Source organism: Pseudonocardia sp. HH130630-07, assembly GCF_001698125.1.
Taxonomy (GTDB): domain Bacteria; phylum Actinomycetota; class Actinomycetes; order Mycobacteriales; family Pseudonocardiaceae; genus Pseudonocardia.
Genome location: NZ_CP013854.1, coordinates 3547012 through 3560624, shown reverse-complemented (window position 1 = coordinate 3560624; position 13613 = coordinate 3547012). Strand labels below are relative to the sequence as shown.

Here is a 13613-nt window from a genome sequence, read left to right as displayed (position 1 = left end):
TCGATGACCCTACCCGGGGGCCGGGCCACGGCACACCGGCGCGGCGGGCCCGGACCGGGTTCGCGACGGGCACCCCACCGGACCTGGTCCTCCGGGTACTTCGTAGTACTAGCAGGTCGGCGCAGGTGGGTGGACCTGTTGACCGCCGATGTACTTCGTAGTAAACAGTCGTCGGCTGGCACGTCGACAGTGGAGTTGATGGCTCGGTGCGCGCTCGAGGAAGATCGGTGGACCGCCGGACGGTGCTCGGAACGCTCGGCGCCCTGGTGGGGACGGCGGTGGTCGCCGGGTGCGGTGGGTCCGCCCCGGCTCCGGAGGACGGGCCCGCGCCGCCGCTTGGCTCGGGCGGCCTGCGCTGGTGGGACCAGTTCGAGCCGCTGGAGGACCTCCAGCGCTCGACGTTCGAGGCGTTCACCCGCGCCGACGGCACGTCCGTCGAGTACACGACGTACAACCCGAACGACCTGGCCCAGGCGCTGCAGCTGGCCTACGGCAGCAACCAGCTGCCGGACGTCTTCTCCCCCGGCTCGCTCGGCTCCCCGGTCGCCCTGCTGCGCGACCAGGGCTGGTTCTCCCCGCTCGGCGCGGACTCCGAGGCGGCCGTGCGGACCCGGTTCCCGGCCGGCGTCCTGGCCGAGGGGGTGCACGCCTTCGGCGGCGAGCTGTACACGTTCCCGCTGTTCAGCCCCCGTCAGTACGACGCCCTGCTCTGGTACGACCGGGACACCGTCGCCCGGGCCGGACTCGATCCGGACGACCCGCCGGCGTCCTGGGAACAGACCAGGGCGGCGGCCCGCGCGGTGAAGGACTCCGGCGGCGAGGGACTGACCCTGCCGCTGCAGTTCGCCGACCGGCTCAGCGAGTTCGTCCTGGAGCTGGCCCAGACGGCGGGCTTCCCGGGCTGCCGGGCCGGCGAGCTGGAGGGGATCGACCTGCGCACCGGCGAGTACCGCTACCACGACGACGCGTTCGTCGCCGCCATCGACTACCTGCACTCCTTCAAGCGGGACCGGTTGCTCTTCGCGGCCAGCACCGGTCTCGACGCCCGGTCCGCGCGGGTGCGCTGGGCGGCCGGCGGCAGCGCCTACCTGATCGACGGCTGCTACAACGTCGGCGTCCTGACCAGGAGCTTCCCCGAGGTGCTGGACCGGATCTCGGTGGCCCCGATCCCGACCCCGGACGGCCGGCCCGCGGTGCTGACCCGGCCCCCGCTCGGCGGCACGTTCTGGGTCTCCGGTCAGTCCGGGCGACCGGGGACGGCCGCCGCGCTGCTGGAACGGACCCTGTCGCCGGAGTACCAGCGCGGGCTCGCCACGGCGATGGACCAGCCGCCCGTCGACACCGCCGCGACGGCCGGCTCCGACGCGCACCCGCTCTACAAGCGCTGCGTCGAGATGTTCGAGCAGCAGGTGTTCGTCGGGCCGGTGGTCCAGGCCCGCAACCCGCGGATCTCTCAGGTCGAGGCCAGGATGCGGCCGGTCGAGCCGAACCTCGGCGCGATCGTGCAGGGCGTGCTCAGCGACCAGATCCCGGACGCGCGCCGGGCGCTCGCCGCGCTCTCCGACGGGCTCGCCGCCGAACGGGACGCGGCCATCGCCGAGATCGGCGGGGGCGTCGGCCCGGCGGACTGGGCGTTCCCGGACTGGCGCCGTGGAGAGGACTACCCGGCATGACGGTCACCTCCGCCCGGCGCGCGCCCGCGCCGGGCCGCCCCCGCGCCGTCCCGTACGGCTGGATCTACCTGTTCCTGCTGCCGACCCTGCTGCTCTACGGCGTCTACACGGTGTGGCCGGTGCTGGCCAGCTGGTGGTACTCGTTCCTGGAGTGGCCGGGCTTCGGGGCGGACAAGACGTTCGTCGGGCTGGCGAACTACGCCGCCGTCCTCGACGACCCGCTGTTCTGGAACTCGTTCGGCATCACGATGCTGTTCATGGTCGTGACGGTCCCGCTGCGGGTCGGGCTCGGGCTGCTGCTCGCGCTGGCGGTGAGCCATCCCCGGCTCCCCTGGCAGGGACTGTTCCGCTCGGCGTTCTTCGTCCCGGCCATCACCACCACCGCCATCATCGGCGTCGTCATGCAGTTCGTGCTCGATCCGTCGAGCGGTCCGGTGACGGTGGTGCTGGAGGCGTTCGGGATCACCGACGTCGACCTGCTCGGCTCGGCGGGCAACGCGATCTGGACCGTGGTCGGCGTCCACACCTGGAAGTGGGTCGGGATCACGATGATCTACTGGCTCGCCGCGCTGCAGACCGTCCCGCGGGAGACGATCGAGGCCGCCCAGGTCGACGGCGCGACCGGCTGGACGATGTGCTGGCGGATCCGGCTCCCGCTGCTGCTCCCGTTCCTGGTGATCATCACGCTGCTGACGGTCGAGCAGAACCTGCAGATCTTCGACCTCATGCTGACGATGACCGGCGGCGGCCCGTACTTCTCGACCGAGGTGATCGAGCTCTACGTCTACCGCTGGGCGTTCACCGCCACCGTCCCCGAGCTCGGCTTCGCCTCCGCGGCGGCCGTGCTGTTCGGGGTGTTCCTGATCGGGGTCGGCGTGGTGCAGCTGCTCGGCGCCCGGGCCGCCCGACGACTGACGGGAGCGACCTCATGACGACCCGGCCGCCGTTGCTGCGCCGGTACCCGCCGAAGATCTGGGTGCTGACCGGTGTCCTGACCGTCCTCGCGCTGCTGTGGCTCTACCCGTTCGTCTGGGTGGTCGCGGCGTCGTTCAAGGGGCAGCTGGAGGTGTTCCGCTCCGGGCTCGGGCTGATCCCGGAGGAGCTGCGCTTCGAGAACTACGCCCGTGCCTGGGTGGACGCGCAGTTCGGCACCTACCTGCTGAACACGTTCCTCATCACGCTGTTCACCGTGGTCATCGTGGTGCTGCGCTGTGCCATGACCGGGTACGTACTGGCCCGGTACTCGTTCCTGGGCCGCCGGGTCGTGCTCGGCGTCATGGTGGCGACCCTGTTCGTGCCCGCCGGGTACACGATCATCCCGGTGGTCGAGGTGTCCCAGCAGCTCGGCCTGCTCAACTCCATGACCGGCGTCGTCCTGGCGCTGTCCGGCGGCGGGCACGTCGCCGCCGTGCTGCTCTACACCGGCTACTTCCGCCAGATCCCGCGTGAGCTGGAGGAGGCCGCGGTGATCGACGGGGCCGGGTTCCCGACCGTGTTCTTCCGGGTCATGCTGCCGCTCGCCGGACCGGTGACGGCCACCGTCGTCGTGCTGACGTTCCTGTCCAGCTGGAACGCGTTCCTGCTCCCGCTGGTGTTCACCTTCAGCAACCCCGAGCTGCGGACCCTCGCGGTCGGGATGCAGGCCTTCGTCGGGGAGAACTCGGTGGACTGGCCGGGCATGGCCGCCGCGGCGACCATCTCGCTGATCCCGATCCTGCTGCTGTTCCTGTTCCTGCAACGCTACTTCGTCGAGGGGATCGCCGGAGCCGTGAAATCGTGAGCACGCCGCCCAACATCCTGTTCCTCTGCACCGACCAGCAACGGTTCGACATGCTCGGTGCCGCGGGGAACCCGCACGTCGCGACGCCGAACCTGGACCGGCTCGCCGCCGAGAGCGTGCTGTTCGAGAACTGCTACGTGCAGAACCCGGTCTGCTCGCCGTCCCGGGCCAGCCTGATGACCGGGCAGTACGTCGCCGCGCACGGCCTGCACGCCAACGGCGTGGACCTGCCGACCGGGGCCCCGCTGTTCTCCCGGCTGCTCGCCGACGGCGGCCTGATTGGCAAGTTCCGCCTCGGGGCCTGCGGGGGCGGGCGCTCCGAGCCCCGGACCGACGACGGCTTCCGGGTGTTCCGCTGGGCGCACGACCCGTACCCGGGCTCGTCGGAGAACGCCTACCACCGCTGGCTGCGCGCGGCGCATCCCGAGCTGCACGCGGCCGTGCTCGACGGCTCGGAGTCGGCGGACACGCTGCCGACGCAGGCGCACTACAGCCGCTGGGTGGCCGACGAGGCGATCGAGTTCCTGACGACCGGACGCCGCGGGGACCGGCCGTTCCTCCTCATCGCGAACTTCTTCGACCCGCACCACGGCTTCGGCGCACCGCCGGAGTACCGGGAGCGCTACGACGCCGCGGCGCTGCCGCCCCCGGTCACCACCGACGACGAGCCGGACACCCGGCCGACGCTGTTCGCCGAGGCCTCCCGGCGGTCCTACGCCGGGCACGCCCGCGGCTGGGCCGAGTACACCGACGACGAGCTCGCCGACGCCCGCGCCGAGTACTACGCCATGGTGACCCTCGTCGACGACGAGGTCGGCCGCATCCTCGACCGGCTCGACGCCGAGGGGCTGGCCGAGGACACCGTCGTCGTGTTCACCAGCGACCACGGCGAGATGCTCGGCGACCACCGGCTCATGCTCAAGGGCCCGTTCCACTACGACTGCGCCGTCCGCGTCCCGCTGATCGTGCGCCGCCCCGGCACGGCGCCGGACCGGCGGGCCGAGCTGGTGCAGTGGGTCGACCTGGCCCCGACGCTGCTCGACCTCGCCGGGCTGCCGCCCGCGCCGACGCACCAGGGCGACTCGCTCACCGGCCTGCTCCGCGGGGACGCGACGGGCTGGCGGGACTGGGCGCTGTGCCAGTACCGCGACTCGGGGCACGCCCACGACCCGCCGGTGCACGTCACGATGCTGCGCCACGACCGCTGGAAGCTGGCCGTGCACCACGGCGCACCGGCGACCGGTCGAGGGCGGACCGGCGAGCTCTACGACCTGGTCACCGACCCGGACGAGCTGGTCAACCTGTGGGACGACGCCGGGCACCGCGACGTCCGCACCGGGCTGCAGGAGAAGCTGCTCGACGTGCTGGTGGCCACCGAGGACCGCAGCGCGCCACGGCTGGACCACTGGTGACGGGGCCGCACGGCACGGCGGGATCCCACGGCCCGGACACCCGCTGCACCGGCCACCCCCGGCCGCAGCTCGTCCGGCCGGGCCGGACGGACCTCTGCGGCGAGTGGGAGTTCGCCACCGGCGAGGACCCGGGCGGGTTCGGGGCGAGGATCGTCGTGCCCTACCCGTACGAGGCGCCGCTCTCGGGTGTCGGGGACACCGGGACACACCCGGTCGTCTGGTACCGCCGCCGGTTCGACCAGCCGCCGCCGGGGCCCGGACGGCGGCTGCACCTGCACTTCGGCGCCGTCGACTACCACGCGCGGGTCTGGGTCAACGGGACCTACCTCGGCGAGCACCGGGGCGGGCACACCCCGTTCTCCTTCGACGCGACCGACGCGCTGGCCGACGACGGGCGGCAGACGGTCGTCGTCCGGGCGGAGGACCGGCTCGACGTCGGGCAGCCGCGGGGCAAGCAGGGCTGGCGGGCCGAGCCGCACGGTGTCTTCTACCTCCGGACGACCGGGATCTGGCAGCCGGTGTGGTGCGAGACGGTCCCCGAGACCCACGTCCGGCAGCTGCACTGGACGCCGGACGTCGCGGGCGCGAGCGTCCGCTGCGAGGTGACGCTCCCGGCCCCGCCGCCGCCCGGTGCGCAGCTGCGGGTCCGGCTGTCCCTGGCCGGGACCGAGCTCGCCCGGCAGACGGTGCGCCTCTATGACACCCACCAGGAGCTGGACGTCTCGATCCCGGCCCTGCGCCGGGAGCTGGACCGCTCGGAGCTGCTGTGGTCACCGGAGCGGCCGAACCTGGTGGACGCCGTCGTCGAGATCCTCGACGACGCTGGCGGCGTGCTGGACCGGGTCGGGTCCTACCTCGGCCTGCGCAGCGTCGCGGTCGAGGACGGCCGGTTCGTGCTCAACGGGCAGCCGGTGTTCCTGCGGATGGCGCTGGCGCAGGGCTACTGGCCGGAGTCCCATCTCGCCGCGCCGTCCCCGGACGCCCTGCGCCGCGAGGTCGAGCTGGCGAAGGAGCTGGGGTTCAACGGGATCCGGATCCACCAGAAGATCGAGGACCCGCGCCTGCTGGCCTGGTGCGACCGGATCGGGATGCTGGTCTGGGAGGAGATGCCCAGCGCGTTCGGCTTCGGGCCGCACGTCGTCGAGCGGGTCGTCGAGGAGTGGCTGGCCGCGGTCCGCCGCGACCGCAGCCACCCGTCGATCGTGACCTGGGTGCCGATGAACGAGAGCTGGGGGGCGTGGGACGCGGCGGTGCGCGCGGACCAGCGGCACTACCTCGACGCGCTGTACCACCTCACGAAGGCGGTCGACGGGTCCCGGCCGGTCATCTCCAACGACGGCTGGGAGCACACCCACAGCGACATCTGGGGCGTGCACGACTACGCCCAGCACGGATCGGAGCTGCGCGAGCGCTACGCCGGTGCGGAGTCGGTGCGCCGGATCCTGCGGGACCGGCGGCCCGGCCGGCGCCGGGTCGTGCTGGGCGACGGCGCGGCCCCGGACCCGTCGCTGCCGGTGGTGCTGACCGAGTTCGGGGGGCTGAGCCACGCACCGGCCGCCGGCCAGCGGTGGTTCGGGTACGGCACCGTCGCCACGGCCGGGGAGCTGGAGGAACGCCTGCGGGACCTGTTCACGGCGATCCTGGACAACCCGGAGCTGGCCGGGTTCTGCTACACCCAGCTCACCGACACCGCGCAGGAGCGCAACGGCCTGCTCACCGAGCGGCGCGAGCCGAAGCTGCCGACGGCGGTCGTGCACGAGATGGTCACCCGCGCCGCCCGCGCGGTCCCCACGGAACGGACGGACCTGAGCCGGGCGGCGATGCGCCGGCGCTCCGGGACGGACGCCCACTGACGCCCCGGGCGATCCCCGGCGGTTACTGAACCGGTGCCGTGAGTGACGTGCGCCACGGTTGCTCGATGCACGACGGCCCGGCGGGACACGATCACGGTCCGCCACGATCGGCGTACCCGGCCGTCGCCCGGACAGGGACTCCCCGAGACCGCCTGGTCGCTACGTGTCGTCGACCACGGTATCGGCGGCGAGTGAAACCCCCCTGATTGGCGGCCGTAGGGTTCACAGGCGATCTTCGGAGCCGTGCCGTCCTACCGTCCCGGGTATCGGCGACGGACTTGTCCGATTCGGTTCGGCTCCGGGTCCCGCAAAGGCCCGTCGCAGGGAACGAACGCGCCTGTACCCGTCCCGTAGGAGGTGGACCGTGGCACGCCAGCCACTGAGGACCCCGAACGGTACGCCCGGGGGGTGGTCCTGATGCCACGCAAGTCCCGGCCGGTGCCCACCGGCCCCCAGTGGCGTACCGCCCCCGGCCTCGGCTCCGGCTCGACCGCGCTGCGCGACCACTCGGACGAGCCGGAGCCCGAGACCCGCTCGGACGAGCGTGCGAGCCGGGTGCGGGCGGCGCCGACCTCCGTCATCGGGCGGCGCTCCGCCGCTCCGGCCCCGGCCGACGACCGTGATGACCGGGACTCCGGGCCCGGCACCGCCGACACGACGGACGAGCCGGAGCTGGCCCGCCCGCAGCGGCGCCTCGACGGTGAGCTGCCCCGGTTCCGCACGAACGGGTCGGGCGACGGATCGGGACAGCGCAACGGGGCGTCCCGGGACGGCGACGCCGACCCGCGCAACGGCTCGGCGCAGGATCCGGGACCGGACCGGCAGAGCGGGTTCGCCCCGCGGTCCGGGTCGGCCCGGGCCAACGGGACCGCCCCGCACGACGGCTCGGCCGAGCCCAGCGGGACCGACCGGTACAACGGGTCCGACCAGCACAACGGATCCGACCGGTACAACGGCTCGGAGCGGTACAACGGGTCCGACCGGTACCGCGGGTCGGACCGGTACGACGCGGCGCCGGGCGACGGACCGGCGGGCCGGTACCGCACCGGCGCGCAGTACGGCTCCGCCGCGCAGTACCCGTCGGCGTCGGACAACGGCGCGGGACGGCAGTACGAGGCCGCACCGCAGTACGGCGCCCGGCCGGACGGCGGCTCGGAGTACGGCTCGACGCCCGAGCCGGCGTCGGACGACCGCAGGGCGCTGGTGCGGCGGTCGTCGATGCGGGAGTCGTTCACCCGGTCGGTCCGCTCGCTCGAACCGATCTCCGACCTCGAGGCCGCGGCGTTCGCGGGCCGCTTCGCCGCGGACTTCCAGTCCTTCGACGAGGACAACCCCGCGCACCGGGCGACCGTGCTCCGCTCGCTGCTCGCGGACCCGCAGGCCAGCACCTGGGGCTGGTCCGGCCGCGGCCGCCAGCGCGCGGACTCGCCGCTGCCGGGACGGCTGTTCCGGTCGTCGGACACCGTGGTGTTCGTCGAGGTCCTGGTCCGCGCCACGACGTACGCCCGCAGCCGGGGCGCGTCGATGCCCGAGGTGCCGACCACCGACTACGACGAGCCCGTCGGGATCGTCGGACCGTCCAGCGTCCCCCCGGAGGCCGACCCGCGGTGGGTCGCCGTCGAGGCGAACTGGGTTCGCATGACCGTCCCGATCACCCGATCCCCCGACGACGGCCGCCTGGTCGTCGATCCCCTCCTGGTCCCCGAGCAGACCGCCTGACTCCGCGAGGTAGCAGCCACTCATGTCGCCGACGAATCACACCAAGCCCGGCGGGGCGCCGTCCTGGCTCTCCGACAACAGTGGCACCGCGTGGGCCAACGAGCGTCCGCCGTCGCCCGGTGAGCCGGCCGTCGGCAAGGACGAGTCGCAGGACACCCCGGACGCGGCGGCCGCCGAGGCCCCGGCCGACCAGGATGCACCGGCCCGCCCGGCCACCCAGGACGCGCCGGCCCGCGCGGCCGCGCCGGACGCACCGGCCCGCCCGGCCGCACCCGAGCAGGGCGCCCCGGCCCGGTCCGCGGGCACCGAGGAGCAGCCGGCACCGGCCAGGACGACCGGCGGACCGGCCGGCCGTGTCCCGGCGACTGCGCCCGGCGAGCCCGTGCTGGGGCGCCCGGCCACCCGCTCCACCCAGGAGGCGACACGCCCCGGCCCCCGTCCGGGACCCGGCCGGGCGAGCGAGCGGCCCGGGCCGTCCCGGGTGACCGCCGAGCGTCCCGCGGAGGGATCCTCCCGGGACCGCGCGGCCGGGCCGGCCCAGGAGCGCACAGCCGGGCCGGCCTCGGAGCGCACGGCCGGGTCGGCCCAGGAGCGCACAGCCGGGTCGGCCCAGGAGCGCACGGCCGGGTCGGCTCCGGACCGTACGGACGGCCCGGCCAGGGACCGCGCGTCCGCGCCGGGCCGGCCGACCGGACCGGCGGGCGGCCGGCCCCGCAGCGGCCCCGCCGTCACCGAGCCTGCCCCCACCCGCCCGGCCGAGGCCGAGCGCACGCCGTGGGACGAGGGCTCGAGCGTGCTGACCAACCTCGTCCCGGTGCGCAGCTCGCCGCCGAAGGAGGGCTGGCGGGCGGTCGTCTACCGGGCGACCCGCGGCCGCTGGAACCCGGGCCTGTCCGAGGCCGAGGCCCGGCTGCGCGGGCAGCTGCAGAAGATCCGCACCCCGCTGCCCGGCCCGCACAGCGTGGTCGTCGGCAGCATCAAGGGCGGGATCGGCAAGACCACCGTGTCCTCGCTGCTCGGGCTCGCGCTGGCCGAGCACCGCGGGGACCGGGTGATCGCCGTCGACGCGAACCCGGACGCCGGGACCCTCGGTGACCGGCTCGTCGGCGAGGAGCCGGCGTCGAAGACGACGGTGCGCGACCTGCTCGACAACATCGCCCAGGTCCGCTCCTCGACCCAGCTCGCCGGGTACACCCACCTCGCCGGCCGGCTGCAGGTCCTGACCTCCGAGCAGGAGCCCGAGCTGTCGGAGATGTTCTCCGCCGCCGACTACGAGTCGGTGCTCCGGCTGCTGGCCCGGTTCTACGAGGCGATCATCACCGACTCGGGGACCGGCGTCGTGCACTCGGCGATGCAGGGCAGCCTCGCCCACGCCGACTCCCTGGTCATCGTCGGCGCGCCGACCCAGGACGGCGCGTCGCGGGCGTCCCGGACGCTGCAGTGGCTGGCCACGCACGGCTACCGCGAGCTGGCCGAGGACGCCGTCGTCGTGCTGAGCTGCGACCGGCACTCGCCGTACGTGAACGAGTCGATCGTCCGTGACCACTTCCGGGCCCGCTGCCGGGCGGTCATCGAGCTGCCGGCCGACCAGCACCTGTCCACCGGCGGGCTCATCGACCTCGAGGCGCTGCACCCGGCGACCCGGGACGCGGCGCTGGAGCTGGCGGCGACCGTCGCCGACGGCTTCCACTCCTCGCGGGCCCGTGGCCTGTCCTCGCACGGCTTCCGGTCGGAGGCGTCGCGATGACCGGACCGACCGCGATGGTCGGTTCCGCGATCGCGCTCGCCGTGTCGCTGCTCGCGACCGGCCCGATGCCCGCCGCACCGCCGCCCGGGGTCGAGTGCGGGTGGCGGATCACCGCCTCGCACGTGCTCGCCGAGCTCCGGGGGGACACCTCCCCGCGGGCCGAGGAACTGCGCACCGCGCTGACCGAGGTCGGCGCCGGGGAGCCGGGGTTCGTCCCCGCCGAGTGCTACGAGGCCCCGGCCGCCGGGGCGACCGAGCCGGGTCAGGGCACCGCACCGGCCCCCACCGCCCCGGACTCCACAGCGCCCGACTCCACCGCTCCCGACCGGGACCGGCCCGACGACTCCGGCTCCGACGACTCCGGCTCCGGTTCCGACGACTCGGGCTCGGGCGACTCGGGGGACTCCGGGAACTCCGGCGACTCCGGGGGTTCCGGGAACGCCCCGGACTCCTCGAACTCCGGGCGGGCGACCGATCCGGCGGCTCCGGCCGCACCGGGCGGCGCCACCGGCGCGGACGGTCAGTGCACCACCACCGCGGCGAACCGCTACGGCTGGGGAGCCCCCTCGCAGGAGGACGGGTTCGACGGCAGCTCGGTCTCCGAGAACTGGAACATGTACGACGGCCCCGGCCACGGCGGCAACGGCGTCCGGACCCCGGACGCGATCAGTGTCGCGGACGGCCAGCTGACCATCACCGGCTCCGAGAACGGCGACGCCGGCGGCATGGCCTGGACCGGGTCGCAGCAGTTCGGCCGCTGGGAGGGCTGCGTCCGCTCCCCCGCCCCGGCCGCGGACAGCCTGCACACGCTGCTGCTGCTCTGGCCGTCGGAGGAGAACTGGCCGGTCGGCGGCGAGGTCGACTTCATGGAGATCTCCGACGGCGCCCGGCAGAAGGTCGACGGGTTCCTGCACTACGGCGAGGACAACTCGCAGACCCAGGGCTCGGTGGACGTCGACGCGTCGCAGTGGCACGCCTACGCCGTCGAGTGGTCCGCGGACCAGATCACCTACTTCGTCGACGGCGAGCCCTGGTTCACCGACTCCGAGCCGTCGCACAACCCGCCCGGCCCGATGCACCTCACCATCCAGCTCGACTACTTCGGCGGTGACGCCTCCGGCGGCGCCGAGATGAACGTGGACTGGGTGCGGCAGTGGCCGATGGAGGGCGCCGCGGTCGACGCGACCGTCGGCGCCGACGGGGCGGGGGTCTCGCTCGACGCGAACGCCGGGACCTCCGGGACCTCCTCCGATTCCGACTCCGGGGACTCGGCGGACTCCCGTGACTCGGGCGACTCGGGCGGGTCTCGGGACTCCGGCGACGGTTCCCGTGAGGGCTCCGGCGACCGCTCGGACGGCGGGTCGCGGGGCGGCTCGGACGGCGGTGGCGAGCGTGCCGACTCCTGACATGGTCCGGCCGAACCGGGAGGTGCGTCGTGCGACGCTCGCGTAAGCCCTACTGGGCCGAGCACGTCCCCCGTCGCTGGGACGGGACCGCGCTGCGCCGCTCGACGATCGCCGTGCTCACCACGAGCACGCTGATCGGGCTGACGGCGTTCGCGGTCGGCACGTCCACCGACGAGGTGACCGCGGACGCCTGCACCGGCGCCACCCGGGACCAGGCACGGACCCTGCTGGCCGACGCCGCCCTGAACGACGACCCCCGCGCCCAGGACCTCGCCCGCCAGCTCGCCGGGCTCGGCCTGACCCCGGCCACCCGGCCGGCCGGGTGGCAGCAGCTCGCCGTCGACGTGTCCGACCAGCTCAACGGGACGACCGATCCCCGGCTGCGGGCCGTCGCCGTGAAGCTCGCCGCCGCCGGGTACGGCCCGACCCCGAGCGACCTGATGACGCGACCGGCCGCGGGGTCCGCGGCGCCGGAGGACGGTGCCGCCCCGATCGTCGACCTGCCCGAGGGCTGCGTCGACCGGGTCGCGAGCACCGGCCAGGCCCCGGAGCCCCCGGGCGCCGACGGCAGCACCACCGGCCTGCTCGGCGAGCTCGTCGACCAGCTCTCGGCGAGCAACGACACCGAGGCGACCGCGCTGTCGGACGCCATCTCCTCCGCCGTCGTGCCCGCGGCGGAGGCCGTGGTCCCCGAGCAGGTCATCGACCTGCAGTTCGACCCGGCCGACCTGGAGGAGGCCCCCGAGGCGGCCGCTCCCGAGCCGGAGGCCACGACCGGGACCGGCTCCGGCAGCACCGACGGCGGCACCGCGGACAGCACCGAGACCAGCACCGGGACCAGTACCGACGGCACGACCGGCGGCTGGCAGGACGGCGCGCGGGCCCTCGTCGCCCAGGTCGACGCGGCCGCGGCCACCGACCCGCTGGCCGCCGAGCTGGCGACCACACTGGACCGGCTCGAACTCCTCCCCGACACCGGCAAGCGCGCGGCGACCGATGGCGCGACCGCGCCGGGTGCCGCCGCCTGGGAGGCCGGGGCCGAGCGGCTGGCCGCCCAGGTCACGGCCGCGGTCGACGTGGACCCGCTGGCGAAGGTGCTCGCCGACCGGCTCACCGCGGCCGGGTTCGCGGCACCGGCGCAGGACTCCACATCGGACAGTGATTCGTCCGGATCGGACTCCTCCGGTTCCGGCGACACGACGTCCCGCGACTCGGACTCCGGCACCGACTCGGACTCCGGGTCCGGTTCGGACTCCGCGTCGGACTCGGACTCCGGGTCGGACTCGGACTCCGACGCCGACTCGCGGGACTCCGGCTCCGACGGCGGATCGGGGTCCGAACGGGACTCCGGCAGCTCCGGGTCCGGGTCCGGCAACGACGCCGCCGAGCGCACCACGGGCGGCAGCGCGGCCCGGTCCACCCCGGCCGAGGGCGCCGGGGACACCGCGGGCGAGGACATCGTGCGACCGGGCAGCCGGGCCGCGACGGCGCCGAAGCCCGTCGAGCCCGCTCCGGCGGCGGACCCTGCCCCCATCCGGGCGCCCGCCGCCGACCCGAGCAAGGGCGTCCCCCTGGAACCCGTTCCCGGAGCCGCGACGGAGGGTGCCGCGCCCTGGGAGACCGGGGCCGCGCTGCTGGTCGACGAGGTCACCGAGGCCGCCGGGAAGGACCCGCTCGCCCGCGAGCTGGCCGACAAGCTCACCGCGGCCGGGTTCGGTTCCGGCCGGGGCGCGGTCCAGGGCGCCACCTGGGACAAGCTCGCCCAGTGCGAGAGCGGTGGCGACTGGACGATCGACACCGGCAACGGCTACTCCGGAGGACTCCAGTTCGCCCCGGCGACCTGGGAGGCGTTCGGCGGCAGCGGCCCGGCGCACCAGGCCAGCCGGACCGAGCAGATCTCGGTCGCCGAGAAAGTGCTCGCCGCCCAGGGCTGGGAGGCCTGGCCGGCCTGCTCCGCGGAACTGGGGCTGCGCGGCACACCGTCCTGACCGACCCCGTCCACGAACCGACCCGTTTCCCGCCC

Annotated in this window: 9 protein-coding genes; all 9 read left to right on the top strand. The window is 74.6% G+C overall.

Annotated elements, in window-relative coordinates:
- Positions 1 to 227: 227 nt before the first annotated feature.
- The 9 genes from AFB00_RS17000 (at position 228) to AFB00_RS35660 (ending at position 13578) form a co-directional block, all read left to right on the top strand.
- A complete protein-coding gene (locus AFB00_RS17000) occupies positions 228 to 1673 on the top strand; it encodes an ABC transporter substrate-binding protein (RefSeq protein ID WP_068798053.1) in 1446 nt (481 codons plus the stop codon).
- Positions 1670 to 2605, top strand: a complete 936-nt coding sequence (locus tag AFB00_RS16995; RefSeq protein WP_068798052.1) for a carbohydrate ABC transporter permease — start codon at positions 1670 to 1672, stop codon at positions 2603 to 2605. The genes AFB00_RS17000 and AFB00_RS16995 overlap by 4 nt, the downstream gene beginning before the upstream one ends.
- Positions 2602 to 3453, top strand: a complete 852-nt coding sequence (locus tag AFB00_RS16990) for a carbohydrate ABC transporter permease (RefSeq protein WP_068798051.1) — start codon at positions 2602 to 2604, stop codon at positions 3451 to 3453. The genes AFB00_RS16995 and AFB00_RS16990 overlap by 4 nt, the downstream gene beginning before the upstream one ends.
- Positions 3450 to 4865, top strand: a complete 1416-nt coding sequence (locus AFB00_RS16985) for a sulfatase-like hydrolase/transferase (RefSeq protein WP_197519561.1) — start codon at positions 3450 to 3452, stop codon at positions 4863 to 4865. The genes AFB00_RS16990 and AFB00_RS16985 overlap by 4 nt, the downstream gene beginning before the upstream one ends.
- Positions 4862 to 6718, top strand: a complete 1857-nt coding sequence (locus tag AFB00_RS16980) for a glycoside hydrolase family 2 protein (RefSeq protein ID WP_068798050.1) — start codon at positions 4862 to 4864, stop codon at positions 6716 to 6718. The genes AFB00_RS16985 and AFB00_RS16980 overlap by 4 nt, the downstream gene beginning before the upstream one ends.
- 417 nt (positions 6719 to 7135) lie before the next feature.
- Entirely contained in the window at positions 7136 to 8437 is a 1302-nt protein-coding gene (locus AFB00_RS16975) for a hypothetical protein (protein WP_156819578.1), read from the top strand.
- Between the two features lie 22 nt (positions 8438 to 8459).
- Complete coding sequence (locus tag AFB00_RS34930; RefSeq protein WP_068798048.1) at positions 8460 to 10184, top strand: MinD/ParA family ATP-binding protein; 1725 nt, start codon at positions 8460 to 8462, stop codon at positions 10182 to 10184.
- Positions 10181 to 11590: a glycoside hydrolase family 16 protein gene (locus tag AFB00_RS16965; RefSeq protein WP_068798047.1), complete on the top strand. Its 1410-nt coding sequence runs from the start codon at positions 10181 to 10183 to the stop codon at positions 11588 to 11590. The genes AFB00_RS34930 and AFB00_RS16965 overlap by 4 nt, the downstream gene beginning before the upstream one ends.
- A 29-nt stretch (positions 11591 to 11619) precedes the next feature.
- Positions 11620 to 13578 carry a transglycosylase family protein gene (locus tag AFB00_RS35660; RefSeq protein ID WP_269466013.1) on the top strand — a complete coding sequence of 653 codons (1959 nt, stop codon included), beginning with the start codon at positions 11620 to 11622 and terminating at the stop codon, positions 13576 to 13578.
- The last annotated feature ends 35 nt before the right edge of the window (positions 13579 to 13613 follow it).

Bases quoted from the DNA above. Each gene is read 5' to 3' on its own strand.
- AFB00_RS16995 (WP_068798052.1), top strand. From the start codon at position 1,670: ATGACGGTCACCTCCGCCCGGCGCGCGCCCGCGCCGGGCCGCCCCCGC.
- AFB00_RS16990 (WP_068798051.1), top strand. From the start codon at position 2,602: ATGACGACCCGGCCGCCGTTGCTGCGCCGGTACCCGCCGAAGATCTGG.
- AFB00_RS16975 (WP_156819578.1), top strand. From the start codon at position 7,136: ATGCCACGCAAGTCCCGGCCGGTGCCCACCGGCCCCCAGTGGCGTACC.
- AFB00_RS34930 (WP_068798048.1), top strand. From the start codon at position 8,460: ATGTCGCCGACGAATCACACCAAGCCCGGCGGGGCGCCGTCCTGGCTC.
- AFB00_RS16965 (WP_068798047.1), top strand. From the start codon at position 10,181: ATGACCGGACCGACCGCGATGGTCGGTTCCGCGATCGCGCTCGCCGTG.